The organism is Bradyrhizobium sp. HKCCYLS3013, from assembly GCF_051167615.1.
GTDB lineage: Bacteria > Pseudomonadota > Alphaproteobacteria > Rhizobiales > Xanthobacteraceae > Bradyrhizobium.
The window spans coordinates 324,292-349,988 of the sequence record NZ_JBNPTK010000005.1; the positions used below are offsets into that span (position 1 = coordinate 324,292).

Sequence of the window (25,697 nt, forward strand, 5' to 3'; positions counted from 1 at the left end):
GATCGACTAATCGTCTGTGACGCCGTTACTCCGAGTACTTGAACTCGGGCATCGCCTTGAGCTGGTCCTTGGTCGCGTTGATCATCGCATGGTCGGGATACCAGCGGTTCTTCGAGCTCATCGACGAGGACGACGTGCCGGTGGCGGCACCGGTCGTCGTGGTCGAAGCCGGCGGGTTGGTCGACGAGGTCGTGCCAGAAGCCGGAGCGTTGGAAGCCGTGGTCGACTGCACCGGCTGATCCGAGAACTTCACCTGGTCGAAAGAGACCGCGACGAGGTGCTCGCCCATGCCGAGGAAGCCGCCGACGCCGATCACGACGCCCTTGACCGCGCCGCTCTTGTCGACCAGCAGGTCGTCGATCGAGCCGACGTTCTCGTTGTTGTTGTTGTAGACCTTGACGCCGACGAGCTTCGAGCTGCGCCAGTCGCCCTGATAGGACGCAGCGGTGGTGTTGCTCTTGATCGTGGTGCTGGTCGTGGTGGTGGTGCTCTCCGCAGCGAAGGCGGCGGTCGCGAGCAGCAGGGAACCGGCGAGGCCGGCCGCAACAGTCTTCATCACCATGTGGTGTCTCCTCTCAGTGAATGGTGACGAGAGAACGGCAATGGACAGTCGGCGTTCCCAGGGAACCACGATTTCGTCACGCTGCGCGACAAGCGGTCTCACTGCGACGCGGAAGTGTTAGTTTGTGACGGTTCGGGTGGACATGGCTGACGTCGTCAGTACGGTATGACGCAGGTGCGTGGAGCTTGTTAGCTGCGGACCGCGGTGACGGTCGGCTCCCGCTCCCTGTTCTTACGGGGAGAGGGTTGGGGTGAGGGGCAGCCGCACCGGTGGTGGGCATGGTGAGACCTGTACCCCCCTCACCCGGATTGCATCTTCGATGCAATCCGACCTCTCCCCGCTTGCGGCAGGGCGATCGCATATGGTGAAAGAGGCTGGGCGCGCCGTCTTTTCGCGACCATCCTTTGAGACGCCCGCCTTCGGCGGGCTCCTCAGGATGAGGGCCTTTCTCCGCCGCAAAGCTGTTGAACCTCATGGTGAGGAGCGTCGCTCTTGCGACGCGTCTCGAACCATGAGGCCATGAAGGTTCCGCCCAGGAAAACCATATGCGATCGCCCAGCCGCAAGCGGGGAGAGGTCGAGCGGAGCAAGCCGCAATCGCCGTACTCACATCGGCATCAACCGATAGACCATCTGTTCAGCATTCCGTCCAAGCCAATTGAATTGCTCGGCTGCGGGACGCCTACCCCTACGCCGCCATCGCGCCGTCCTGATCGACGGACTCGGCATAGAAGGCGATGGTTTCGTACCGATAGTCGCAGAGGCGGCAGTACCAGAGATAGGCGGTGCGGCGGCCGTCCTTTTCGACCCAGGACGGCAATGCGATCGCCTCGCCACATTGGGCGCAGGGATTGTTTCGCGGCAGATCCACGACGCGAACCGTGGATGGCGTCGCGTCGATGTCGAATGAACGGTCAATGCTGGGTGAATGATCGTCGGCTGCCTTCACGGCCATGACGCGCTCCCTCTCTGTTCAGTCTTCTTGAATGAGTCAGGTTGAATGAGTCAGGCATGCTGTCGAACTGACGGCCGCGATCTTACCCACGCGGCGGCGGATTTGCACGCGCCGGGATGCCGCGCGACATCCGACCTCACGCGGATGGGATCGACGTCTTTGATTCAATTGCCGCCGGAGGTGACCGCCGGTTCCGCGACATGGCGGGCGCCCGCCTTGCGCAGATGGATGGTGGCGATGTCGTCGGCATAGACCTTCTGCCAGCCGTCGACGTGATCGAGCAGCTTGGTCGCAGCACTTTGCGTGCGCAGCAGGGTCGCCTCGATGTCGTAGTCCTTGAGCAGGCGGAACAGATTGTCCGGCTCCATCAGGCCGGAGGCGGCATTGTGGTCGACGAAGAACTTCTCGCCATAGAGCTCGGTGCGGCCGTCGATGAACGGTGCGACACCGGCTGAGATCAGGTAGCCGCCGAAATCATAGTCGTTGAGCACCCGCGTGAGGTTGAGCTTCTTCAGCTCGGTCACGGCCGCGACGGGGGTGCCGCGCATGTTCGGCGCGTAGTTCAGGATCGCGGCCGACGCGATGGTGCCGGCGCCGAGCGCGAGCATCACTGCCGCCGTCAGCGCCGCGCCCGGCACGCGCGCCTGCGGCGGCATGGGCGACGCGCCCGCCTGCCGCGCCAGCGGCGCGGCGAGCACCAGCGGGCCCACCAGCGCCAGGATCTCCGCCGCGCGCGCCTGCGCCAGCGCCATGTGCAGCAGGCCGAGCAGCATGAGGATGCGCACCGTCGGCAGCCTGAGGCCATGGAACAGCGCGAACCCGATGGCGATCAGCAGGCAGATCTCGAACGGACCGAGCCCCTGGAAATCGGTCGCCTTCCATTCCACGATCAGCGGCAGCGCCTGACCCAGCGAGAGGATCTTCTGCGACGCCAGCAGCGCATTCCAGCCATAGGGCGTGCAGCAGCTCGCCACCAGCGCGAGCGCTGCAAACCCGGCCCAGCGCAGCGCGAGGCTACGGCGGGCCGAGGCATCGGCATTGACCAGCGCGTCGAGCGCGGCGGGCGCGATGAAGAACAGGCCGAACACGAATCCGCCATGCAGATTGGCCCACAGCGCGATCAGCAGCACCAGCGGCCATGGCGGCGCGGCCTTGCGATCGGCGGCATCGACAAGTCCGGCGATCCAGGCCACCAGAATCGGAAACGCCAACACATGCGGCCGCGCCAGCAGATGCGGCAGGCAGAGCAGGAACGCCGCGACCACGAACACCAATGTCGTGGCGTCGCGCAGATGCCGGCTGAGGGCGCGCGCCAACAGCGCGAAGGACAGCGCGGTCGCCGAGGCCGCCAGCACCACCGGCCCGGTCCAGCCGGCGAACCTGTAAGCGGCGGCATAGGCGACCTGCGCTAGCCACTGCGTGGAGATCCAGGGCGCGCCGCGCATGGTGAAGGAATAGACGTCGACCTCGGGCACCGCGCGGTGGTCGATGATCCACTGCCCCACCGTGATCTGCCACAGCGTGTCGGGATCGTTGAGCAGCCGGTTGCCGGAGATCAGCAGCAGCGCATAGACGCCGGCGCCGACCCATAGTGGCAGCAGCGCCTGCGTGCGCCCGGCGGTCGCTTCGGTGTGGGTGACGGACAGCGTCATCGCGGCAGGGCCCCGTTGGCGGAATTGCTCCGCCAGCCAAGCATGCACGGCATAATTCGCGGTAAACCGCCGGCGCATCCGCACTCGCCCGGCGTCTCCGCCCCATTATTGCCACATTATCGCCCGGCGTTCGCGCCAATTACGGTGTGCAAAGTGTAAAGCGCGTGCTGGGGGGCTGCTCGGCATGCGTGTGGTTCCCGGGGGATCCTGACACATGAGACGTCTTGTGCTGACGGCCTGCATTGCAGGCTTCGCGATGGCTGGTCCCGTGCCGTTCGCAATGGCTGCCGATGATGCGAGCACCGCATCGGACAGTGCAGCCAGGCCGAAGGCCGGCAAGGTCAAGCTCGCCCATGCCCGCTCTGACGGCACCAGGGAGCTGGCCGCACGCAGCGCGGTGACCAAGGCCGCGCGCGAGGTCGAGGCGATCGAGGCCGTCAGCAGCGCCGACACCTCGCCGCCGATGGACGCCAATGCCTCAGCGCCCGCCGACACCGACGCCATCCCGGCCGCTGCGGCCGAGCCCCGCGACGCCGAGCGCAGGGCGGCCGAGACCAAGCCGCGCCACATCGACACCGGCCATCCGCACATCGACGCGCTGGTGGCGGTGCACGCCGCCGCCAACAACATTCCGGAATCGCTGATCCACCGCGTCATCGTGCGCGAGAGCAAATACCAGAAGGACCTGGTCGGCCGCTGCGGCTGCATCGGCCTGATGCAGATCAAGCTCGGCACCGCGCGCGGCCTCGGCTACACCGGCGACGCGCAGGGCCTGCACGATCCGAACACCAATCTCACCTATGGCGTGCGCTATCTCGCCGGCGCCTACCGTGCCGCCCACGGCGACCACGACCGCGCCGTGCTCTACTTCGCCAGGGGCTACTACGAGGAGGCCAAGCGGCAGCGCCTCGCCGACGCGCGGCCCGCCGGCCGCTCCGAGCGGACGAGCGGCCCGCTCGACATCACCCCGAAAATCGCGACCGGCCGCCACGCGCGGGCGCACTGACGGCGCTTGGTTCCTTACCGCCCCAAACTGTCTTTCCGTGACACTCCGTTGACACGGGGCCGTATCGGTCTATTTTAAGCGCGTTCCGAGGGGAGCTCCGAGGGGGAGCTGAGATACCGCAGCGTGATGCGGTGACCCTTTGAACCTGATCCGGGTCATGCCGGCGAAGGGACAGGGATGCAGCAGACAACCACGCGCGGGGATGTCCCCGTATCCATCATCGGTGCAGGCATCGCAGGTGCCTGGCAGGCCCTGCTGCTCGCGCGCGCGGGCCGCGAGGTCACCCTGCACGAGCGCAGCGATTCCGATCTGATGCTCTCCACCAGCCATTGGGCCGGCGGCATGCTGGCGCCCTATTGCGAGAGCGAGGTCGCCGAGCCGATCATCAGCCGCCTCGGCCTCGCCGCGCTCGACATCTGGCGGCGCGAGCTGCCGGACACGCCGTTCAACGGCTCGCTGGTGATCGCGCATGCCCGCGACCGCGCCGATTACGACCGCTTCGCCCGCCGCACCTCGGGCTATCAGCGGCTCGACGCGCAGCAGCTTGCGGCGCTGGAGCCGTCGCTGGAGGGCCGCTTCCGCGAGGGCCTGTTCTATCCGACCGAGGGCCATGTCGAGCCGCGCCGCGTGCTGCCGAAGCTGCATCAGCGCATCGTCGAGGCCGGCGGCCGGGTGCTGTTCAACAGCGACGTCACGGCTGACGACCTCGACGGCCTCGTGATCGACTGCCGCGGGCTGGAGGCGCGCGACGCCGAGCCCGAGCTGCGCGGCGTCAAGGGCGAGATGATCCTGATCGAGACCGCCGAGGTGCAGCTCGCGCGGCCGGTGCGGCTGATGCATCCGCGCTTCCCGCTCTATCTGATCCCGCGCGAGGACAATCTGTTCATGCTGGGCGCGACCTCGCTCGAGGCCGAGGACACCGGCGTCAGCCTGCGCTCCGCTCTGGAGCTGCTCGGCGCCGCCTACTCGGTGCACCCGGCGTTCGGCGAGGCCCGCATCCTCGAATTCGGCTCGGGGCTGCGGCCGGCCTATCCCGACAATCTGCCGCGCATCACCATCAAGGGTGAGCGCGAGATCCGCGTCAACGGCCTCTATCGCCACGGCTTCCTGATCGCGCCGGCGCTGGCGCAGGCGACCTTGAACTATCTCGCGCACGGCCAGATCGACAACGAGGTGATGCGATGCGCGTGACCGTCAATGGCGAGGCCCGCGACATCAACGCGACCAGCGTGACTGCGCTGTTGTCCGAGCTGGACTACGAGGGCACCCATTTCGCCATCGCGCTGAACTACGACGTCGTGCCGAAGAGCCGCTGGTCCGAGACGGCCTTGAAGGCCGGCGACGAGATCGAGATCATCACCCCCCGGCAGGGAGGGTGAGTGATGGCCGTGAGACGCGCGCTCGCCCGCCACTTGCAGCTGTCGTCCTTGCGAAAGCAGCGACCCATAGCCACCCGCCGCGGTGATAGCGCCGGGACGACCACCGTCCGCAACGACGGAGACAACTAATGCCCACCTTCTACGACAAGACCTTCGCCTCCCGCCTCCTGATCGGCACCGCGCTGTACCCCTCGCCCGCGATCATGCAGGACGCGATCCGCGCCTCGGGCGCCCAGATCGTCACGGTGTCGCTGCGGCGCGAGGCCGCCGGCGGCAAGACCGGCGACGCGTTCTGGAAGCTGATCAACGCGCTCGACGTCACCGTGCTGCCGAACACCGCCGGATGCCGCAGCGTGCGCGAGGCGGTGACGACGGCGAAGCTCGCGCGCGAATTGTTCGGCACGAACTGGATCAAGCTCGAAGTCATCGGCGACAACGACACCCTGCAGCCCGACGTGGTCGGTCTCGTCGAAGCCGCTGATATCCTGATCAAGGACGGTTTCGAGGTCTTCCCCTACTGCACCGAGGATCTCACGATCGCGATGCGGCTGGTCGATGCCGGCTGCAAGGTCGTGATGCCCTGGGCGGCGCCGATCGGCTCGGCCAAGGGCATCACCAATCGCGATGCGCTGAAGCTGCTGCGCGACCGCCTGCCCGACATCACCCTGGTCGTCGACGCCGGCCTGGGCGCGCCGAGCCACGCGGCAGAGGCGCTCGAGCTCGGCTACGACGCCGTGCTGCTCAACACCGCGGTGGCAAAAGCCGCCGATCCCGTCGCGATGGCCCGCGCCTTCCGGCTCGGGGTCGAGGCCGGCCGCACCGCCTACGAGGCCGGGCTGATGGACGCCCGCGATTTCGCCTCGCCCTCCACCCCTGTCGTTGGGACCCCGTTCTGGCATGCCGTATCCTGATCGCTTCTATCCCGTCGTCGACAGCCTCGCCTGGGTCGAGCGCCTGACCAAGCTCGGCGTCGGCACCGTGCAGTTGCGCGCGAAAGACCTGAACGACGGCGAGGCGCTACAGATCGTCACCGATGCGCTGGCGATCACCAGGGGCACCGCGACGAAGCTGATCGTCAACGACTACTGGCGCGCCGCCGTTGTCGCCGGTGCGCAGCACGTCCATCTCGGCCAGGAGGATCTGGCGGAGGCCGACGTCGTCGCGATCAAGCAGGCCGGCCTGACGCTCGGCCTCTCCACGCATGATGATGCCGAGCTGGAGACCGCGCTCGCCGCCGAGCCCGACTATGTCGCGCTCGGGCCGATCTTCCCGACCACGCTGAAGGCGATGCGCTTCGCGCCGCAGGGCGTTGCGAAGATCGGCGAATGGAAGAAGCGCGTCGGCAACATCCCGCTGGTCGCGATCGGCGGCATCAAGCTGGAGCAGGCCGCGGAGATCTTCGCCGCCGGCGCCGATTCGATCGCCGTCGTCAGCGACGTCACCCAGAACCCCGACCCCGACGCCCGCGTCCGCGCCTGGCTCGATGCGACCAGGGAGCCGGCCTGATGCGCGCAGCATTTGCGAATGCCTCTGACAGTGATTGGGCCCTGACGTCGCCCCGCTCTCCGTCGTTCCCTCCCCCCTTGTGGGGGAGGGCTAGGGAGGGGGGTAGCCCCGGGGGCGGTGGGTGCGGCTTACCCCCCTTCCCAACCCTCCCCCACAAGGGGGGAGGGAGCCTGAACAGTCTGCGTCCCTCACAGCGCCAAATCATCTCCGCTCGGCATACGCGGCGAGCCAATGTGAGCCGCAACTCTCTCCATCGTCATTGCGAGCGGAGCGAAGCAATCCAGGGCCGCGCGTGCCGCCCTGGATTGCTTCGTCGCTTTCGCTCCTCGCAATGACGGCCCCCATTCACTCCGACAACAACAATTGAGAAGGAGGACCCCATGAACATCCGCTCCAATCCCGACACCACCCTGCCCGCCGTCACCACCGGCCCGCTGCCGTCCTCGCGCAAGATCTACGCCGTGCCCGACTCCGCGCCCGATTTGCGCGTGCCGCTGCGCGAGATCATTCTCTCCGAAGCCGCCTCCGAGCCCAACCTGCCGGTCTACGACACCTCCGGTCCCTACACCGATCCCTCCGTCACCATCGACGTCAATGCCGGCCTGGCGCGCGCCCGCTCCGCCTGGGTGCGCGAGCGCGGCGGCGTCGACGAATATGTCGGCCGCGACATCAAGCCGGAGGACAATGGCAATGTCGGCGCCGACAAGGCGGCGAAGGCGTTCACCGCGCATCACAAGCCGCTGCGCGGGCTCGACGGCCACAAGATCACCCAGCTCGAATTCGCCCGCGCGGGCATCGTCACCAAGGAGATGATCTACGTCGCCGAGCGTGAGAATCTCGGCCGCAAGACCCAGCTCGCGCGCGCCGAGGCCGCGCTCGCCGACGGCGAGAGCTTTGGCGCCGCCGTCCCCGCCTTCATCACCCCGGAATTCGTCCGCGACGAGATCGCGCGCGGCCGCGCCATCATCCCGTGCAACATCAACCACGCCGAGCTGGAGCCGATGATCATCGGCCGCAACTTCCTCACCAAGATCAACGCCAATATCGGCAACTCGGCGGTGACCTCGTCGGTCGAGGAGGAGGTGGACAAGATGGTGTGGGCGATCCGCTGGGGCGCCGACACCGTGATGGACCTCTCGACGGGCCGCAACATCCACACGACGCGGGAATGGATCCTGCGCAACTCGCCGGTGCCGATCGGCACCGTGCCGATCTACCAGGCGCTGGAGAAGTGCAACGGCGATCCGGTGGCGCTGACCTGGGAGCTCTACAAGGACACCCTGATCGAGCAGTGCGAGCAGGGCGTCGACTACTTCACCATCCATGCCGGCGTGCGCCTCGCCTACATCCACCTCACCGCGAGCCGCGTCACCGGCATCGTCTCGCGCGGCGGCTCGATCATGGCCAAGTGGTGCCTCGCGCATCACAAGGAGAGCTTCCTCTACACCCATTTCGACGAGATCTGCGACATCATGCGCAAGTATGACGTCTCGTTCTCGCTCGGCGACGGCCTGCGTCCCGGCTCGATCGCCGACGCCAACGACCGCGCCCAGTTCGCCGAATTGGAAACCCTTGGCGAGCTCACCAAGATCGCCTGGGACAAGGGCTGCCAGGTCATGATCGAGGGCCCCGGCCACGTGCCGATGCACAAGATCAAGATCAACATGGACAAGCAGCTCAAGGAATGCGGCGAGGCGCCGTTCTACACGTTGGGGCCGCTGACCACCGACATCGCGCCGGGCTACGACCACATCACCTCAGGGATTGGCGCCGCCATGATCGGCTGGTTCGGCTGCGCCATGCTGTGCTACGTGACGCCGAAGGAGCATCTCGGCCTGCCCGATCGCAACGACGTCAAGACCGGCGTCATCACCTACAAGATCGCCGCCCACGCCGCCGACCTCGCCAAGGGCCACCCGGCCGCGCAGCTCCGCGACGACGCCCTGTCGCGCGCCCGCTTCGAGTTCCGCTGGACCGACCAGTTCAACCTCGGCCTCGACCCGGACACCGCCAAGAGCTTCCACGACGAGACGCTGCCGAAGGAAGCCCACAAGGTCGCGCATTTCTGCTCGATGTGCGGCCCGAAATTCTGCTCGATGAAGATCACCCAGGACGTCCGCGACTACGCCGCGACGCTGAACGATCCGGCGACGGTGGGCATGACCATCAGCGGCACCATCGAGGACGGCATGGCCCAGATGAGCGCCAAGTTCAAGGAAATGGGCGGCAGCGTGTACCTGGATGCGGAGAAGGTGAAGGAGAGCAACAAGGCGTTGTCCTGACGTCCGCTCAGCTCTCTCCATCGTCATGGCCGGGCGCAGACCCGGCCATCCATCGAGCCGGGCGAAAGCCCGGCTTTTTGTTAGATGAACTCAAAGATAAGCCGCAGAATTTTGGCCTTACTCTCCGCACACGAGGGAAGAATATCTTCATGCCCATCCACCACATCCCCGCCCCGCCGCACGTCAAAGCCCCGCCGCTGTCTTTCGGCACCCGCGTCGGCGATCTCCTCTTCATCTCCGGCATTCCCGGTTTCGACGCTGACGGCAACCTGCCCGATGAGTTCGACGCGCAGTTCGCCAATGTCGTGACCAACTTCACGCGCGTGCTGACCGAGGGCGGCGCCACCTTGCGCGATCTCGTCAAGGTCAACGTGCTGCTGACGCGCGCCGCGGACGTGGCGGCGATGAACCGGCTGTATGCCGCGGCGTTCGGGCCGGCGCCGTATCCGGCGCGCACCACCTGCGTCGTGGTCGCGCTGCCGGATCCGAAGATGCTGATCGAGATCGAAGGTGTTGCGGCGGTGACGAAGACGTAGTGGTGTGGAGGACGCTGTCAGGCGCCTCAGGCACATAGAACGGTGCGCGTGAATGCGTCCTCTCCCCTTGTGGGAGAGGACATGTAGGACAGAGCGGCAAGTGCGGTTCGGTGAGGGGTATGTCTCCGCGAGTCGAGTTCGCCGAGACATACCCCTCACCCAACCGCATGTATTGATAGGCCGTACATGCCCTCTCCCACAAGGGGCGAGGGCGCTGTATCTCGCAGCGCCATGCTCGGCCGCGTGACGCCAAAGCGTGGCTGTGGAACCGATGCCCCCCCGCACCCAGCCCTCGCCCCTCCTACGGCACGTTGATCTGCTTCCTGCTGGTGGCGCCGATCACCTCGATCCCCTTTTTGCCGCGCACATGCGTGATGTCGAGAACCACGTGATACGGCGCCGGCTGCGGCAGGCCGATGCCGCTCTGGCAGCCGACCACCTCGATGCCCCAATATTCGGGTTGCCGGATATAGATCAGCGGATGCAATTCGACCTTCATCGTGACCCAGGGCTTGGTGCCGGTGACGATCAGGAAGTAGGTGTCCGGAACGATGCCGGGCACCACGGTCGCGCTGTCGAACGTGATGATCCTGCACGAGGTGGACTGGGGCAGGGCCTCGAATGCCTTGATATGCGCTTCTTCCATGACAAGCTCCGTTGAAATGACACTCAAAAATTGGCTGCACTCAAACAATCGACGATCTTAAACTTCAAACCCGCAACTCACAACCAATGATTGTTAATCAGCGCTGCACACCAACGACGTGGTTGACGCGCATTCGCCGTGTGGGCGCTCGCACTCCGGAAGATGCTGATCGAGGGCGTCGCCGCGGTCGCGACAGCGGGTGGGCAAAGCGTCCGACGGCGCTCGCAGAGCGGCGGCGGAGGCGTGCCCGCCGCGGTGGACATGGTGGGCACGCTCCCGCCGGCGCGTGGTGATGCAGTGAGCAAGACGTCGCTTTGCCCACCCTGCGGTTCTGCCGGTGAGGCGACAGTCAATGGCTACGATGGTCGTCCGGCGATGGTGATGCCGATTGCAGGCGGCGAAGACGAGACGCGCGGAATACGCCGACCGAGCTAAACGCGTCGCCGCCTCCACATCGGCATCGCGAGTTCCCGTCGCCTTCACCTGCACTGGCGCCGTCATCTGCCGCCGCATCCGGCGACTTGCCTCATTTCATCGCAACCCTGCGTCGTCATGACACCCGCCCTGCTATTTCGCTGCTTGCGGATTATTTAATTTTTAAATAGGATTTAATAGTCCGAAACATTATCTCCGAAAATCTCACGATAAATGTTTTATCCATGGCCGATTCATGCCCTGTTCCGCCTCGCGGCCGCCGCCACGGCGCCGTTGCGGGAGGCGATCCGGGAGGCCTTCCAGGCCCAGGTCTATCCGCTCGGCTACGTTCCCTCGCATGACGGCATGCGCGGGCTGATGACCCTGGGCGTCGTCACGGCGCATGTCTCGCACACGCTCGTGCCGGGCGCGGTGCTCTATATCGACCTGTTCTTCGTCGCCAGCGCCTATTACATCACCGGCCTGCTGCTGCGGGACATCGACAAGCACGGTCACATCAGGTTCCGGCAGTTCTATGCGCGGCGCTTCGCCCGGATCGTGCCGCCGCTGCTGCTGATGCTCGCCGCCTACCTGCTGTTCACCTGGCTGCTGCGGCCGCCATTCCTGCCGGCGGTGGAGCGCGCCGCGATCGCGCTCTCCTACATTTCCAACTACTGGTACGTGTTCGATCCGAAGACGATCGAGGACATCGGCCACACCTGGACCTTGTCGACCGAGGAGCAGTTCTATCTGCTGTGGCCGCTGACCTTCGTGTTCCTGGTGAAGCGCTTCGGCGTCACCTGGCGGCTGGTCGGCGCCATCTGTGCCATTGCGGCCGCGATCTGGGCCTGGCGCGTGGCGCTGGTGCTCGATGGCGCCGAATGGCGGCGGCTCTACACCGCGTTCGACACCCGCGCCGACGCCCTGATGGCGGGATGCGCGATGGCCGTCGTGCTCAGGCTGGTGCCGCACGGCGCCTCACCCGCGCTCGACCGGCTCTGGCCGAAGCTGGCGTGGCCGCTGCTGATCTATTGGGGCACGGTCACCTTCCTGTTCTGGCCGGCGGACGGACCGAGCATGAACTACTATCTGTTCGGCAGCATGGTGTGCGGCGTGCTTCCCGGCATCCTCGCGCTGACCATGCTGGCGCGCAGCCACGGCACGATTCTCCACCGCATCTTCGAATGGCCGGTCGCGCTCTTCCTCGGCCGGATCTTCTACGGCATCTATCTCTGGCACCTGCCGATCCTGAATTTCCTCGACAGCTACGGCGTGTGGTGGCCGCTGCGGCTCGCGATCGGGCTGCCGCTGTCGGTCCTGGCGGCCACGCTGTCCTACGCCTATCTCGAGCGCCACTTCCTGCGCCGGCGCGCGCGGCCGGTGGCCCCGCAGCCGCCCCCCATCGGCGTGGTCCCGGCTTTCGTCCCGACAGCGGGCTTCGCGGCGGACCTCAGGTTCTCCTCCCGCCAAGGCACCGAGACCGTCCGCCCCTGACGCTCGCGCCGACGTCGCCGACGTGACGGCGTCGGATGGCGGCGGCCGCAATCCATGCGGCGCGCCGCGCATCCGGTGAGGCTCCGTTCGCTGCCATCCGCCTCGTCAGCCGTGATCGCGCGCTTTTGCCGCATGATTCCTGCGCGGCTGCCTTCAAAATGAACGAGACCGCTCCGACATAGGGCCGGCCGCGGGCTGGGGCCAGTTTGTTGCCGGAGTTTTCACGATGCCTCGTTTCACCACAGTCTGTTTGGCCGCAGGCCTCGCCGCGGCCACCCTGCTGGCCGCCGCGCCGGCGCAGGCCGGCTACTACATCATCCGCTGGGACAATACCGGCATCTGCCAGGTCTGGAGCGAGGCCTTCGCATTCAAGCCGGTCGCATGGCCGTCGAGCTATCAGGTCATCAGCCGGCCGGTGCCGACGTTCAACGACGCCGTGACCCGGCAGATCAGGCTGCGTCAGCAGGGCCGCTGCACGCTCTGAGCCCGCGCCCGCCTGATGGCATCATGTGACGGCGGCATGTCGTCGTTCACATCCCGGACATCGCTGTGAATGACGGCACGCGCAAGCTTGCGTTGCGCGCGCTTTTGTCGCACCACTTTCGCCTTGGTCCGGCCGCACGGCCGGTGGCCCGCGCGGGCGGGCGATTGTCGCTGTTCGTTTGAGGAGATTGATGATGCGTCGCCTGACCACGCTCGCCGCCGCCGCGGCCATTGCTGCCGCCTCGATCGTGCCCACCGCCTTCGCCGCGCCTGCGCCCAAGTCCGGCTACTACGTGATCCGCTGGGACAACACCGGCATCTGCCAGATCTGGAACACCGAGCTGCAGTCCAAGCCGGTGGAGTGGCCGTCGACCTACAAGATCGTGTCCAAGCCGGTGCCGACCTTCGTCGAGGCGACCAACATCCAGCTCAAGCTGCGCGACGAGCGCCGCTGCTTCCTGTAAGCGGCGTTCGCACACCGTCGTGCATGAGAGCATGATCCGGAAAAGTGGAAGCCGGTTTTCCCTCGCGACAAACGCCGAAGGCGTTTGCGCGGAGATCATGCTCAAACAAGGACATGAGATCATGATGCGATTCCTTGGAATCGCATCATGATCTAGCGCCGGTCAGGCTGCGCTGACCGCGCTCGCCGGCATCGGCACGAAGCCTGGCAGATCCCTGATCCGCGCCAGCCACGCCTGCACGTTCGGGAACGGCGTCAGCGACACGCCGCCTTCCGGCGCGTGCGCGGTGTAGCTGAACAGCGCGACGTCGGCGATGGTCGGTGCCGCGCCGGCGAGATATGGCCGCGCAGAGAGCTCGCCTTCCATCACCGTGAACAGGCCGTGGGCGAGCTGGTGCGCCCTCACCATGTCCAGCGGCGCGCCGAACAGGGTCGCGACCCGCGCCGCCGCCGGGCCGAACGCCAGCGGGCCGGCCGCCGCCGACAGCCAGCGCTGCACCTGGGCCTGGCCGAACGGATCGTGCGGCAGCCATTTGGCCGCGCCGTCATAGCGGCCGGCGAGATAGACCAGGATCGCGTTGGAATCGGGGATCACGGCATCGCCGTCGACCAGCACCGGCACCTGGCCGAACGGATTGAGCGCGAGAAAGTCCGGCCGCTTGTGCGCGCCGCCCTTGAGGTCGACCTCGACGATCTCGCAAGGCAGGCCGAGCAGGCTCAGCATCAGCCGCGCGCGATGCGCGTGGCCGGAGAGGGCGAAATGATACAGACGACGTTGTGACATCAGGTGCTCCCGTGGCTTCCCGTCACATAGACCAGGGGCATCGCGGCAACAATGCAGCCCGCCGGCAACAGGCTGTTGCGGCGACCGCAACAATGCGACAACGACGCCATGGACCGCCTGCCCGATCAGCTCCAGCCCGGCCTGCGCCTCGTCTTCGTCGGCACCGCCGCGAGCGAACGGTCAGCCGCGACCGGACACTACTACGCTCATCCCGGCAACCGCTTCTGGCGCACGCTGCAGGCAATCGGCCTGACGCCGCGGCTGTACCAGCCGCAGGAGTTTCCGGCGCTGCTGTCGCTCGGCATCGGCTTCACCGATCTGTGCAAGCAGGGCGCGGGCATGGACCATGTCGCGCTGAAGGCCGGCGTCGACGTCGCCGGCTTTGCCGCGAAGATCCGGCGCCATCGGCCGGCCACGGTCGCCTTCACCAGCAAGAAGGCCGCAAGCCTGTTCTACGCCCGGCCGACCAGTGCGATCGCGCTCGGGCGGCAGCCGGAGCAGCATCATTTCCCGACCACGTTCGTGCTCGCCTCCCCCTCCGGCGCGGCATCGGGCGCGTGGACGCTCGAACCGTGGCGGGAGCTGGCGGCGCATGTCGCCGGGGATCGCGTCTGAAGCAGCGCCTGTCACCGCTTTCGATGAGGATCGGTAGGGTGGGCAAAGCAGCCGCCCGCAGGGCGGTCGCGTGCCCACCGTCGATCGCATGGGCGCAAGCAGCGCGGTGGGCACAGCGCGCATCGCACACCGTATCGAGCAACGAGCAGCATGCGCGCGCCTTTGCCCACCCTACACACTCGCTGACGACGATCCGCGCATGCCGATGACTGCGCCCTCTCCCCTTGTGGGAGAGGGCATGTAGGACAGAGCGGCAAACGCGCTCGGGTGAGGGGTCTCTCTCTCCGAGTGTCGTTTACTGAGAGAGACCCCTCACCCAAGCGAGTGAGCTGATAGGCCGGAGATGCCCTCTCCCACAAGGGGAGAGGGCGCAGCATCGCAGAGCGCAGTGCTGGCGATCCGACGCGCGGTTATGGCTATCCACGTCACCGACGTGAAGCATCCCCTCCCTGCCCGACGGGCAATCCGCGCATCCGTGCCATGCGCAAACTGCCCGTCGTGTTAGTTTGCCGCAGGCATTAGCGCTTGTCATGTCGGGCAAATCAGGACGATGTTTTCGCTCAACCCGCCTCATGCAGAGGGACGTACGCGTCGTCACGATACGTGGAGGTGGGCCGCGGTGGACGTGATCGCTGCGCCGGACGAGCGCGAGTGGTCACGTACGGCGAAGTCGTGATGTCCTGATACCCCGACGCTGGTATCACGTGCGTGCTCATGCGGAAGCGTGGCGCGTGCAATGGCGGCCAACAAGCCGGCGCGCCAGGGAGACCACGTATAAGCCGTCAGACCATGCGCGCAGGGAAGGCCGGGATGTCTCCGCCGAACCTGTGGTTCTGCCGCGTGCTTTTTGTTGCACGCGGACCATGGGAGCGGCGAGCTCCCGGCCTTCCCTGCCCCTCTCGATTTTCGACCGGGGCTCTCACGATGCATCCCTCGCGCACGCGGTGCGGCGAGAACGTGGAATCACGCGCTGCAGATGGACGATGTTGGCAGTCGCTCACCTCAGGAAAAACTGTCATCGCCCGTGCAGGCGAACGATGGCAACTCATCGCGCGGCACTGACCGAACACCACCGCAACTACCTGATCGTGATCGCCAGACCCGACAGATCGACGTTCGCCAGCAGCCCGATCTGCTCGCCCGACAGCTCCAGCACCGCGCCCTTCTGGTTGGTCAGAACGATGCCGCGCACGCCGCGGCCGACGGCAAGGCCCGCACCCGCGGCGCCGTAGACGCCCTCGACGTCGGACGGACGCCAGATGTTGCTGACGCGGCCGCGCAGCACCGTGCGCGAGCCGCCGAACACAAGGCCCCAGTCGAGACCGCCGGTCGACAGCGGATAGGCGCGGCCATGGAAATGCAACACGCCGCTGCCGCCGGAGCCGCCGATGATCCATCCCGCCTTGTAGATGGTCAGCGTGATGAAGCCGCCGTCCGCGCGCGCGGTGGCCGGCAGGACGGCGAAGGCTGCGGCCGTCAGCGCCACCAGCAGACCACGGACGAAGGATGCAATTCTCATGGATGAAGTCTCCAGCGAAGTGAACTTGAGGTAATTCGATGGCCACGTGTGACGATCGCGCCCCATCAAGCGAATCGATCCGGCCGAATTTAGCCCTTTGCGCGGCACCGCGCATGCGCCGCCGCCGGTGTGTTCGAAATGACGCGCTCGCAGTGCAGGAACTGTGGCGGCGCGAATGTCAGCCGCCCGCATGGCGTGGGACGAAGGCCAGCAGACCGGGATGTGCCGCGGGCGCTGGCGAAATGGGTCGAGACCCGCGCAGAACCAAGGCGATTTCGGGGTATTTGGCGCGTGCAAGGCCGCCGGGCGCCGGCGTTAAGGCCCCATTAACCTTGTCCGACCACGGTGATTTACGGGCTGGATGTTTAGTTGGTCTCGATGTTTGCGCGTCGTTTCTGTCGGCGCGGGCGTTGATCGGGAGGTGTTATGTCGCAAGAGTTGTCATCCGAAGCCGCAAGTCCGTCACTCGTGCCGCTTGCCATGCCACCGTCGCGCTCCGCGGCGGAAATCCTGCCGCTGTTGATCGGCACGCCCCTGTCAGAGATCGAGCGCGAGCTGATCGTGCAGACCCTGGCGCGCTGCAACGGCAACCGTACCCACGCCGCAAGGCTGCTCGGCATGCCCGTGCGCACCTTGCGCAACAAGATCCGCAGCTACACGGCCGACGGCATCGCGGTGCCGGCCTACTCGGCCTGATCCGACGGCGGCCACGCGATATCCCATCGCGTGGAACTCATCAGGATGCGGCGCCGATTGATGTTGATCAATCGGCCTCGCAGCCCTGCTGCAATTGCTGCCGTCGTCGCCGCTCTGTTAGGCTTCGCTGCGAATCAAAGACGTGTAGCGGAGTTGCGGTAGTGGCAAAGAATCCGGCCGGACGCGGCCTGCAGGGCCTGGTGGGTCCACGTGGCCCGCAAGGGCAGCCCGGGCGGCGCGGACCGGATGGTCAGCGCGGCAAGCCCGGTCCCGACGGCAAGGCGGGTCCGCAAGGCAGGCCCGGTCCGCAGGGGCCGCGCGGCGAGGCCGGTCCGCCCGGCAAGCCGGGACCTGCCGGACCGCAAGGTCCGCAGGGCGAGCCGGGGCCGCCGGGCACCTTGCCGACGATCGATCAGCTGATGCCCTGGCTGGAGCAGATCTTCGCCGCCTATGACGACTACAAACGCGCGCGGGATCGCGAGGCGCATGAGCGCGAGGCCGAGCTGGTCGCGGTGCGCGACATCTTCGCCGCCACCACGCATGACGATGCGCTGGACGAGGCCTTCGAGGACGACGATCCGCACGAGATCGACCTCCCGAAGAAGAAGAAAAAGAAGAAGGGCAAGAAAAAGAAGAAGCACGAGAAGCACGCCGAGAGCCGCGACGACCACGACGACGAGGGCTTCTGAGCTTCGGCTTGCGTCCGGGTGCGGCGGGCCTCAGCGCTGGCCGAACCTGGCCGCCGAGCGCTCCCGCGCCTTGGCCGCCTCGATCTCGCGGTCGCGCGGCGGCGCCTGGGTGTGCAGCGAGGTGAGGAGCCGCCGCGCGGCGTCGGCCACCTCCTCGACCGCGCGGGTGAAGGCGGCCTCGTTCGCCTGCGACGGCGCATTGAAGCCGGACAGCTTGCGCACGAACTGCAGGGCCGAGGCCTGGATTTCAGCCTCCGTCGCCGGCGGCTCGAAATTGAACAGCGTCTTGATGTTGCGGCACATGATGGGTCCCATCAATCCGGTACTGAACCAGGTCGCGGACCGTGCTATCATGCCCCCGACGCAGCCGGAAGAGCTGCGCTTGATCAGGGGGAGTCCATGTTTCGACCGCTTGCCGCCGTTTTTGCCGCCGTCATCGTTTTTTGCGCGCCGGCCCGCGCCGCCGACTATCCCGCCCCGAAGCAGGGCGACTTCGTCGTCAAGGATTTCAAGTTTCACACCGGCGAAACGCTGCCGGAGCTGAAGCTGCACTATACGACGGTCGGCGAGCCGACCGGGCAGCCGGTGCTGGTGCTGCATGGCACCGGCGGCTCCGGCGCAAGCATGCTGGGGCCGACCTTCGCCGGCATGTTGTTCGGCAAGGACCAGCCGCTCGACGCGAGCAATTACTACATCATCATTCCCGACAGCATCGGCCACGGCAAATCGTCAAAACCCTCCGACGGGCTGAAGACGAAATTTCCCGCCTATGACTATGCCGACATGGTCGAGGCGCAGCACCGCCTGCTGACCGAGGGCCTCGGCATCAAGCACCTGCGGCTCGTGATCGGCAATTCGATGGGCGGCATGCATAGCTGGGTGTGGGCCACGCGCTATCCGGACTTCATGGACGTGGCGGTGCCGATGGCCTCGCAGCCGACCGAAATGGCGGCCCGCAACTGGATGCTGCGCCGGCTGATGCTGGAGACGATCCGCAACGATCCCGACTACAACGGCGGCAACTACACCGCACAGCCGCGCATGATGAAATACGCCGTCACGGCCTACGCCACCGCCTCGGCCGGCGGCACCGTCGCCTATCAGCTCGCGGCGCCGACCGCCGCCAAGGCCGACAAGCTCGTCGAGGAGCGGCTCGCCACGCCGATCCCCGCCGACGCCAACGACTTCATCTATCAGTGGGATTCCTCGCACGACTACAATCCGTCCGCCGATCTCGACAAGATCAAGGCGACCGTGATGCTGATCAATTCGGCCGACGACGAGCGCAACCCGCCGGAGACCGGCGTGACCGTGGACGCGATGAAGCGCGTCGCCAACGGCAAGCTCTTCCTCATCCCGACCTCGGCCGAGACGCGCGGCCACCTGACCACGGGGAATGCGAAGTTCTACAGCGAGGCGCTGCGCGACTTGCTGGCGACGGCGCCGCAGCGCGGCATGTAGATCGACGAAAGGGAGCAGCGCATGCGCAGGATGGTGGTGGCTGCTCTCACGATCGGCTCGCTCGCCTGCGCGACCGTGGCGGCCGCTTTCGACAACGGGCAGTTCGACAATGTCCCGCCCGACATTCGCGCGTGGTTCAAGAGCGTGATCGCGCCCAACGGCGTGCCGTGCTGCGATATCTCCGACGGCCACCGCACGACCTATGACGTGCGCGACGGCACCTATTGGGTACCGATCGAGGGCCGATGGATGGCGGTACCGGAGCGCGCCATCATCCGCGACCACGGCAACCCGATCGGCGAAGCCGTGGTGTGGTACGTCCATCACCGCGGCGACATCATCATCAGCTGTTTCGTTCCAGCCGATGCCGTGTGAGACGCTGGCGCGTGCGATGCCACCAATGCGACTCGTTGGCGGTACGAGAAGTAACCTCCCGGGTTCGTGACCAGCTCCGATTGACCCAAGTCAACAGTCGCGGAAATCGGCCGAAATAGTGTACAGAATGTGTCATGCATGCACCTGAAGATTCCTAGTCGAGATGCCCAAGCGATTCCTCCACCGGTCTGCGGCCCGTCTGTGCCGCGCAGCTCTCGCGCTGGCTCTCGTCGTCGGGCCTTGCGCCGCGTCAGGCGATGATGAGCTGAAGCTCACGCCGAGCCAGGCGCAGAACCTCGGCGTGCGCGTGACGCATCCGATCTCCAGCCGGATGGACAGGACGCTGCCTTATCCCGCGCAGATCGTCATTCCCACGCCTCAGCTGTGGGTCGTCAGCGCGCCGGTCGCGGGGATGATCACCAACCTCGCCGTCGCCCGCGGCGATCGCGTGGCCGTCGGACAGCCGCTGCTTACGTTGGAAAGTCCGAGCTTCGTCTCACTGCAGCGCGACTACCTGCATGCGCTGGCCCAGGAGGGCCTCGCGGCTCAGCAGCTGAAGCGCAACGCCGACCTGTTCGAAGGCAAGGCCATCCCGCAACGCGTGCTGGAGTCGAGCCAGGCGGAAGCGCGCCAGGCCAGCATCGTCGTCGCCGAACGCCGGCAGATGCTGCACATCAGCGGTCTGTCCGACGACGCGATCTCCCGGCTTAGCAGCGATGCGGCGATCAGCGCCACGCTTACCGTCACCGCGCCGCGTGCTGCGTCGGTGGTCGAGATCGCGGTATCGCCGGGCCAGCGCCTGGAGCAGGCCGCGTCCCTGGTGAAGCTCGCGCGGCTGTCGCCGCTCTGGGCCGAGATCGCGATTCCCGCGACCAACATCGGCGCGATCAAGACGGGCGCCAAGGTCGACATCGAAGGCTATGCGACACCGGGCCAGGTCATCCTGGTGTCCGAGACCACGGATGCCGCCACGCAGACCATTCTCGTCCGCGCCGAGATTCCCAACAATGGCGAGCTGCATTCCGGACAGATGGCGGCCGCTCGCATCGGCTTCATCTCGGCAGGCGAAAGCGCATGGGAGATTCCCTATAGCGGCCTCGTCCGTCGCGGCGAGCAGACCTCGGTGTTCGTCGCCACGGAAGGCGGTTTCCGGCTCGTCCCCGTGACGCTGCTCGCGGAGGATCAGGATCACGTCGTCATCGCCGGCCCCCTCACGGACAAGGACGAGATCGCCATCGGCGGCATCTCGGCGCTGCGCGGCATCCTCTCGCGACTGGGGCAGTAGATGCTGCAGCGGCTGGTCGCATTCGCGCTGTCGCAGCGGCTCTTCGTCATCCTGAGCACGCTGCTGGTGATCGGCGCGGGCGCTGTCGTCCTGCCGAGCCTGCCGATCGATGCCTTTCCGGACGTCTCGCCGGTCCAGGTGAAGATCATCATGAAGGCCCCCGGCCTGACGCCGGAAGAGGTCGAGCAGCGCATCACGGTTCCGATCGAGCTGGAGCTGCTCGGATTGCCGAACAAGAAGATCCTGCGCTCGGCGACCAAATATGCGCTGGCCGACATCACCGTCGACTTCGAGGACGGCACCGACATCTACTGGGCCCGCAATCAGGTGTCGGAGCGCCTCTCCAACATTTCGCGCGACTTCCCCGAGGGCGTGAGCGGCGGCCTTGCGCCGATCACCAGTCCGCTGGGCGAGATGTTCATGTTCACGATCGACAGTCCGGATCTGTCGCTGGCCGAGCGCCGGACCTTGCTCGACTGGGTCATCCGCCCGGCCCTGCGCACCGTGCCCGGGGTCGCCGACGTCAACGCGCTCGGCGGCTATGTCCGCGCGTTCGAAATCGTGCCGCGGAACGATGCGCTGGCGGCGCGCGGCATCTCGTCCGAGCTGTTTCGCAAGGCCATCGAGGCCAACAGCCGCAACGACGGTGCCGGGCGGGTCAACCAGGGCGAGGACAGCGCGCTGGTCCGCATCGAGGGCAGCATCCGCGGCATCGACGACATCCGCGCGATCATCGTCGACACCCGCGACGGAATCCCGATCCGGGTCAGCGACGTCGCGCGGGTCAAGATCGGCGCCCTCACCCGCTATGGCGCCGTCACGAAAGACGGCAAGGGCGAGACGGTCGAGGGGCTCGTGCTCGGCTTGCGCGGCGCCAACGCCGGACAATTGGTGCGCGACGTTCGGGCCCGGCTGGATGAGCTGAAGCCGTCGCTGCCGAGCAGCGTCACCATCAACGTGTTCTACGACCGCAGCCGGCTGGTCAACCGCGCCGTCGGCACGGTGGTCCGGGCGCTGGGCGAAGCCACGGTGCTCGTCGTCGTGCTGCTGCTGCTGTTCCTCGGCAATTGGCGCGCCTCGCTGGTGATTGCGCTCAGCCTGCCGCTCGCGATCGTAATGGCGCTGATCGTGATGCGGGCTGTCGGCATGTCCGCCAACCTGATGAGTCTCGGCGGCCTTGCGATCGCAATCGGCATGCTGATCGACGCGCTGGTCGTGGTGGTCGAGAACATCGTCGGCAATCTCGCCAAGCACGATCACGCAAGCACCACGCCGCTGATCCACATCGTCTACCGCTCCGTCTGCGAGGTCCTGCAGCCGGTCGCCTCGGGCGTCCTGATCATCATCATCGTGTTCGTTCCGCTGCTGACCTTGCAGGGGCTGGAGGGCAAGCTCTTCATTCCGGTCGCGCTGGCGATCATCTTCGCCCTGGCCGCGTCGCTGCTGCTGGCGCTGACGGTGCTTCCGGTCGCAACATCCTTCGTGCTCACATCCGCGTCGCATGACGATCCATTGCTGATCCGCGCAGCGCAGCGCGTCTATGCACCCGCGCTCGACTGGGCGCTCGGGAACGAGCGCAAGGTGATCATAGCGGCGCTGGTCGGCCTCGTTGCCGCAGGATATGGCTACACCCAGCTGGGCAAGACCTTCATGCCGACGATGGACGAAGGCGACGTCATCGTCAGCGTGGAGACGCTGCCGTCCGTCAATCTCGACGAGTCCCTCGCCATCAATGCCCGGCTGCAGGCGGCCCTGATGAAGGTGCCCGACGTCGCCGGCATCATCGCGCGCACCGGCTCCGACGAGCTCGGGCTCGATCCGATGGGCCCCAATCAGACCGACACGTTCCTGGTGCTCAAGCCGGCGGACCAGAGGCAGACCAGCGATCGGGATGCCCTGCTCGAGAAGCTTCGCGAGGTCCTGACCGGCTTTCCCGGCGTCTCGCTCAGCTTCACGCAGCCGATCGACATGCGCGTGCAGGAGATGATCAGCGGCGTGCGCGGCGACGTCGCGGTGAAGATCTTCGGCCCGGACATCACCAAGCTCAACGAGATCGCAGCCAAGCTGTCGGCGATCATGTCCGACATCGACGGCGCCCAGGACGTCTACACGACGCTCAACGAAGGCGCGCAGTACTACACGATCGCCGTCAACCGCATGGAGGCGGGCCGCCTCGGGCTCACGGTGGACTCGATCTCGGCCTCCCTGCGCACGCAGATCGAAGGCCGGACGATCGGCACCGCGCTCGAGGAGGGACGCCGGACGCCGATCCTGGTCCGCGGCAGCGAGGCCACGCGGCAGGCGCCCACGATGCTGGCGGCATTGCCGCTGACGCTTGCGTCCGGCCAGCATGTCGCACTCTCTCAGGTCGCACGCATCCAGCGCGTCGACGGCCCGGTGAAGATCGACCGGGAGGACGGCAACCGCATGAGCGTGGTTCGCAGCAATGTCCGCGGCCGCGACATGGTCGGCTTCGTCCAGGCGGCCCAGCAAAGGGTCGCAACCGAGCTGCCGCTGCCGTCCGGCTATCGGCTGACATGGGGCGGGCAGTTCGAGAACCAGCAGCGTGCGGCCGCGCGTCTGTCCGTCGTGGTGCCGGTCGCGATCGGCTTGATCTTCGTGCTGCTCTTCACCACGTTCGGCTCGGTGCGCCAGGCCCTGCTCGTCCTCGTCAACATTCCCTTTGCGCTGATCGGCGGCGTGTTCGCGCTGGTCTTGAGTGGCGAGTACCTGTCCGTCCCGGCCTCGGTCGGCTTCATCGCCCTGCTCGGAATCGCCGTGCTCAACGGTGTCGTGTTGGTGTCTCACTTCAACCAGTTGCGCGCTCACGGGGTCCCCGAGCAGCGCATCGTGGTCGAAGGCGCCAAGCGCAGGCTGCGGCCTGTGCTGATGACGGCGAGCATCACGGCGCTGGGATTGATCCCGCTGCTGTTTGCATCGGGGCCCGGATCGGAGGTCCAGCGTCCGCTCGCGATCGTCGTGATCGGCGGCCTGCTGTCGTCCACGCTGCTGACGCTGATCCTGTTGCCGATCCTGTATCGCCGCTACGGCGCCGCTGCGAAGGAAGCGACATGAGCAGCCAAGCCGTCTGCCTGACCCTGATCGTGCCGGATGCGCTTCACAGCGAGGTGCTCGACTATCTGAGCGAGCAGACCGATCTCGTGACGGGCTTCACCGCCTCGGAAGCGGCCGGACACGGCGCGCGCGTCCGGCTGCGGAGCGCCGCAGAGCGGGTGAAAGGACATGCCGACGAGGTCGTCGTGCGGATCGTGTTGCCGGAAGAGGATCTCGAGCGGCTACTGGAGCGGCTCAGGAGCGCGTTTGCGGGAACGCAGCTCGTCTATTGGGTCGTGCCCGTCACCGCCTTCGGCATCATCCAGTAGGCACGCCCGAGGTCGAAGGCGGTCGATTCAAGGCTTGAAACACCAGCCCTGAATCTCCCCGTTCCGAAGCGGACTGCCCCCTCGCCGCCGCCGTTAGTGCTCGCTCTCAAGGCCGCCGACGTGCTTCTGCGTGTAGAGCTCGAGCCCGATGCGGTTGATGAGGTCGAGTTGGGTCTCGAGAAAATCGATGTGATGCTCCTCGTCCTTCATCAGTTGCTCGAACAGGTCGCGCGACACGTAGTCCTTGACGCCGTGACAATAGGTGGCGGCTTCCTGATAGAGCGTCCGCGCACCGATCTCGGCGGCGAGGTCGCATTCGATGATCTCCTTGACGTTCTGGCCGATGCGCAGCGGATCGAGCACCTGCATGTTCGGGAAGCCGTCGAGGAAGAGAATGCGGTCGGTGAACTTGTCGGCGTGCTCCATCTCCTCGATGGATTCCTTGCGCCAGACCTTCGCCATGTCGAGAAGGCCCCAATTGTTCAACAGACGATAGTGCAGCCAATATTGGTTGATGGCAGTCAGTTCGCTGCGCAATCCCTTGTTGAGATATTCGATGACCTTGGGGTCGCCCTGCATGGATAAGCTCCGAAAAAGTTAGAGGCCGCAGGCGCTCAATAACAGGTTCGAAGTGCGGAGACGACCCCCGTTCATGTGCATTTTTCGGGCGGAGAAGGACGCGACTGAGGGCAATGCCTGTCAGCAGGCAGCGAGCGCGAAACGGCTCTGAAGGTCGTCATCGATCGCCCTCGCCGGTGCCGTCCCATGATGATGGCCGTGCTGACAGCCGGCCTGGCAGGCGCGGGCACAGGGACCCAGCGCCTCGTCGATGATCGTCTTGATCGTGCGCGCACAGCGGCCGCATTCCGCGCTGCACCCCAGGCAACCGTAGACCTGCTTCGGGTTCCGCGGCAGTTCGTCCGCGGACTTTACCGCGTTGCGGATGTCGTGATCGCTGATGACGTTGCAGGAACAAACAATCATGAGAAACCGGCCAATCGTCCTTGGTCAGGTATCGATAGTCATCCGCAGCTACCCGCGCAAAGGGAAAACGGCGCTTTTGAAGCTATTCCAATTTGCCGATCAATCTAGAATGCCTCCAACTATACGAGCTTGCCGCAGATCAAAGTTGCCGCCGAATATGGGCGGGCGGCGATCAAGCCGCTGCAACTCAGTCGCCCCCACCCCCGTCCCCTCCACCACCGTCGCCACTGTCACCTCCGCCGTCGATCGGGTTTCCCATCACGTCCGACGAGGTATTGGAAAACCAACTTGCGACACCGCTCCCCTGACTGGAGCTGGACGCCCCATCGGAATCGACGCTGGTGCTGTCCGCGGACGAGCGGCGGTGGTGGGGCCGGCGGCCGGCGCGAACCAGCAGCGCGTAGCAGGCGGCCGAGGTCAATCCGATGGCCACGACGATCGTCATCACGGGGGTCATGCCTGCTCCTGACCGGCGGCGACTTTTGTGCAATGCAGCATTGAACGTATCCCGGAGATGGGTCGTCCAATG

28 protein-coding genes and 1 riboswitch are annotated in these 25,697 nt (G+C 66.2%); of the genes, 18 read left to right on the forward strand and 10 right to left on the reverse strand.

The features are described 5' to 3' along the window. Window positions 1–25: 25 nt before the first annotated feature. From ACQR1F_RS12405 to ACQR1F_RS12415, 3 genes are all read right to left on the reverse strand, one after another. Window positions 26–562, reverse strand: a complete 537-nt coding sequence (locus ACQR1F_RS12405) for a PRC-barrel domain-containing protein (protein ID WP_316238377.1) — start codon at window positions 560–562, stop codon at window positions 26–28. Between the two features lie 687 nt (window positions 563–1,249). Continuing rightward, window positions 1,250–1,516 carry a hypothetical protein gene (locus tag ACQR1F_RS12410; RefSeq protein ID WP_316177856.1) on the reverse strand — a complete coding sequence of 89 codons (267 nt, stop codon included), beginning with the start codon at window positions 1,514–1,516 and terminating at the stop codon, window positions 1,250–1,252. Between the two features lie 164 nt (window positions 1,517–1,680). Next, window positions 1,681–3,168 (reverse strand): hypothetical protein, encoded by a 1,488-nt coding sequence (locus ACQR1F_RS12415; protein WP_434913118.1) that lies wholly within the window; start codon window positions 3,166–3,168, stop codon window positions 1,681–1,683. 214 nt (window positions 3,169–3,382) lie between these two features. Between ACQR1F_RS12415 and ACQR1F_RS12420 the strand changes: the two genes are divergently transcribed. The 7 genes from ACQR1F_RS12420 (at window position 3,383) to ACQR1F_RS12450 (ending at window position 9,877) form a co-directional block, all read left to right on the forward strand. Then, window positions 3,383–4,174, forward strand: a complete 792-nt coding sequence (locus ACQR1F_RS12420; protein ID WP_434913119.1) for a transglycosylase SLT domain-containing protein — start codon at window positions 3,383–3,385, stop codon at window positions 4,172–4,174. A 78-nt stretch (window positions 4,175–4,252) separates the two neighbouring features. After that, a riboswitch (TPP riboswitch) is annotated at window positions 4,253–4,364 on the forward strand. Then, window positions 4,352–5,365: an FAD-dependent oxidoreductase gene (locus ACQR1F_RS12425; RefSeq protein WP_434874120.1), complete on the forward strand. Its 1,014-nt coding sequence runs from the start codon at window positions 4,352–4,354 to the stop codon at window positions 5,363–5,365. Its footprint overlaps the riboswitch before it by 13 nt. After that, window positions 5,356–5,553, forward strand: coding sequence for a sulfur carrier protein ThiS (gene thiS, locus ACQR1F_RS12430; protein WP_316177849.1), 198 nt, complete (start codon window positions 5,356–5,358; stop codon window positions 5,551–5,553). The genes ACQR1F_RS12425 and thiS overlap by 10 nt, the downstream gene beginning before the upstream one ends. Window positions 5,554–5,681: 128 nt before the next feature. After that, window positions 5,682–6,464, forward strand: coding sequence for a thiazole synthase (locus ACQR1F_RS12435; RefSeq protein WP_434913120.1), 783 nt, complete (start codon window positions 5,682–5,684; stop codon window positions 6,462–6,464). Beyond that, window positions 6,451–7,059, forward strand: coding sequence for a thiamine phosphate synthase (locus tag ACQR1F_RS12440; protein WP_316238370.1), 609 nt, complete (start codon window positions 6,451–6,453; stop codon window positions 7,057–7,059). The genes ACQR1F_RS12435 and ACQR1F_RS12440 overlap by 14 nt, the downstream gene beginning before the upstream one ends. Before the next feature lie 380 nt (window positions 7,060–7,439). Continuing rightward, window positions 7,440–9,341 carry a phosphomethylpyrimidine synthase ThiC gene (gene thiC, locus ACQR1F_RS12445; RefSeq protein WP_434913121.1) on the forward strand — a complete coding sequence of 634 codons (1,902 nt, stop codon included), beginning with the start codon at window positions 7,440–7,442 and terminating at the stop codon, window positions 9,339–9,341. 149 nt (window positions 9,342–9,490) lie between these two features. Beyond that, the gene (locus tag ACQR1F_RS12450) at window positions 9,491–9,877 is read left to right on the forward strand and encodes a RidA family protein (RefSeq protein WP_434890512.1); all 387 of its coding nucleotides are present in this window, start codon (window positions 9,491–9,493) and stop codon (window positions 9,875–9,877) included. Between the two features lie 301 nt (window positions 9,878–10,178). Here ACQR1F_RS12450 and ACQR1F_RS12455 read toward each other — a convergent pair whose 3' ends face one another. Then, on the reverse strand, window positions 10,179–10,523 hold the full coding sequence (locus tag ACQR1F_RS12455; protein ID WP_316217612.1) for a hypothetical protein: 345 nt from the start codon (window positions 10,521–10,523) through the stop codon (window positions 10,179–10,181). A 648-nt stretch (window positions 10,524–11,171) separates the two neighbouring features. Between ACQR1F_RS12455 and ACQR1F_RS12460 the strand changes: the two genes are divergently transcribed. The 3 genes from ACQR1F_RS12460 (at window position 11,172) to ACQR1F_RS12470 (ending at window position 13,378) form a co-directional block, all read left to right on the forward strand. Beyond that, window positions 11,172–12,431, forward strand: a complete 1,260-nt coding sequence (locus tag ACQR1F_RS12460; RefSeq protein WP_434913122.1) for an acyltransferase family protein — start codon at window positions 11,172–11,174, stop codon at window positions 12,429–12,431. Between the two features lie 226 nt (window positions 12,432–12,657). Next, window positions 12,658–12,915 (forward strand): hypothetical protein, encoded by a 258-nt coding sequence (locus ACQR1F_RS12465; protein ID WP_315804366.1) that lies wholly within the window; start codon window positions 12,658–12,660, stop codon window positions 12,913–12,915. A gap of 193 nt (window positions 12,916–13,108) precedes the next feature. Beyond that, window positions 13,109–13,378, forward strand: coding sequence for a hypothetical protein (locus ACQR1F_RS12470; RefSeq protein WP_315827115.1), 270 nt, complete (start codon window positions 13,109–13,111; stop codon window positions 13,376–13,378). A gap of 162 nt (window positions 13,379–13,540) precedes the next feature. Here ACQR1F_RS12470 and ACQR1F_RS12475 read toward each other — a convergent pair whose 3' ends face one another. Then, a complete protein-coding gene (locus ACQR1F_RS12475) occupies window positions 13,541–14,161 on the reverse strand; it encodes a glutathione S-transferase family protein (RefSeq protein WP_434913123.1) in 621 nt (206 codons plus the stop codon). A gap of 108 nt (window positions 14,162–14,269) precedes the next feature. On the opposite strand from ACQR1F_RS12475, the gene ACQR1F_RS12480 reads away from it, so the two are divergent. Next, complete coding sequence (locus ACQR1F_RS12480; protein WP_434913124.1) at window positions 14,270–14,776, forward strand: mismatch-specific DNA-glycosylase; 507 nt, start codon at window positions 14,270–14,272, stop codon at window positions 14,774–14,776. Between the two features lie 1,078 nt (window positions 14,777–15,854). Here the strand turns inward: ACQR1F_RS12480 and ACQR1F_RS12485 are convergent. Then, the gene (locus ACQR1F_RS12485) at window positions 15,855–16,295 is read right to left on the reverse strand and encodes a hypothetical protein (RefSeq protein WP_315804362.1); all 441 of its coding nucleotides are present in this window, start codon (window positions 16,293–16,295) and stop codon (window positions 15,855–15,857) included. A 426-nt stretch (window positions 16,296–16,721) separates the two neighbouring features. Here ACQR1F_RS12485 and ACQR1F_RS12490 point away from each other — a divergent pair, with 426 nt between their 5' ends. Together ACQR1F_RS12490 and ACQR1F_RS12495 are read left to right on the forward strand one after the other, a co-directional pair. Beyond that, on the forward strand, window positions 16,722–16,991 hold the full coding sequence (locus ACQR1F_RS12490) for a helix-turn-helix domain-containing protein (RefSeq protein ID WP_316217617.1): 270 nt from the start codon (window positions 16,722–16,724) through the stop codon (window positions 16,989–16,991). A gap of 161 nt (window positions 16,992–17,152) precedes the next feature. Next, entirely contained in the window at window positions 17,153–17,680 is a 528-nt protein-coding gene (locus ACQR1F_RS12495) for a collagen-like protein (RefSeq protein WP_434845481.1), read from the forward strand. Between the two features lie 30 nt (window positions 17,681–17,710). On the opposite strand, the gene ACQR1F_RS12500 is transcribed toward ACQR1F_RS12495, so the two are convergent. Continuing rightward, on the reverse strand, window positions 17,711–17,983 hold the full coding sequence (locus tag ACQR1F_RS12500) for a DUF2277 domain-containing protein (RefSeq protein WP_315804360.1): 273 nt from the start codon (window positions 17,981–17,983) through the stop codon (window positions 17,711–17,713). Between the two features lie 96 nt (window positions 17,984–18,079). On the opposite strand from ACQR1F_RS12500, the gene ACQR1F_RS12505 reads away from it, so the two are divergent. The 5 genes from ACQR1F_RS12505 (at window position 18,080) to ACQR1F_RS12525 (ending at window position 24,184) form a co-directional block, all read left to right on the forward strand. After that, entirely contained in the window at window positions 18,080–19,141 is a 1,062-nt protein-coding gene (locus ACQR1F_RS12505; RefSeq protein ID WP_434913125.1) for an alpha/beta fold hydrolase, read from the forward strand. 21 nt (window positions 19,142–19,162) lie between these two features. Further along, on the forward strand, window positions 19,163–19,516 hold the full coding sequence (locus ACQR1F_RS12510) for a hypothetical protein (protein ID WP_434913126.1): 354 nt from the start codon (window positions 19,163–19,165) through the stop codon (window positions 19,514–19,516). A 163-nt stretch (window positions 19,517–19,679) separates the two neighbouring features. Then, on the forward strand, window positions 19,680–20,801 hold the full coding sequence (locus ACQR1F_RS12515) for an efflux RND transporter periplasmic adaptor subunit (RefSeq protein WP_434913127.1): 1,122 nt from the start codon (window positions 19,680–19,682) through the stop codon (window positions 20,799–20,801). Then, window positions 20,802–23,876 carry an efflux RND transporter permease subunit gene (locus ACQR1F_RS12520; RefSeq protein ID WP_316238361.1) on the forward strand — a complete coding sequence of 1,025 codons (3,075 nt, stop codon included), beginning with the start codon at window positions 20,802–20,804 and terminating at the stop codon, window positions 23,874–23,876. Continuing rightward, the gene (locus ACQR1F_RS12525; protein WP_434913128.1) at window positions 23,873–24,184 is read left to right on the forward strand and encodes a DUF3240 family protein; all 312 of its coding nucleotides are present in this window, start codon (window positions 23,873–23,875) and stop codon (window positions 24,182–24,184) included. The genes ACQR1F_RS12520 and ACQR1F_RS12525 overlap by 4 nt, the downstream gene beginning before the upstream one ends. Before the next feature lie 93 nt (window positions 24,185–24,277). Here ACQR1F_RS12525 and bfr read toward each other — a convergent pair whose 3' ends face one another. The 3 genes from bfr to ACQR1F_RS12540 all read right to left on the reverse strand — a co-directional run bounded on the left by bfr (window position 24,278) and on the right by ACQR1F_RS12540 (window position 25,625). After that, the gene (bfr, locus tag ACQR1F_RS12530; RefSeq protein ID WP_315717837.1) at window positions 24,278–24,763 is read right to left on the reverse strand and encodes a bacterioferritin; all 486 of its coding nucleotides are present in this window, start codon (window positions 24,761–24,763) and stop codon (window positions 24,278–24,280) included. A gap of 120 nt (window positions 24,764–24,883) precedes the next feature. Beyond that, the gene (locus tag ACQR1F_RS12535; RefSeq protein WP_434913129.1) at window positions 24,884–25,168 is read right to left on the reverse strand and encodes a (2Fe-2S)-binding protein; all 285 of its coding nucleotides are present in this window, start codon (window positions 25,166–25,168) and stop codon (window positions 24,884–24,886) included. A gap of 187 nt (window positions 25,169–25,355) precedes the next feature. Continuing rightward, window positions 25,356–25,625 (reverse strand): hypothetical protein, encoded by a 270-nt coding sequence (locus tag ACQR1F_RS12540; RefSeq protein ID WP_315804521.1) that lies wholly within the window; start codon window positions 25,623–25,625, stop codon window positions 25,356–25,358. Between the last annotated feature and the right edge of the window lie 72 nt (window positions 25,626–25,697).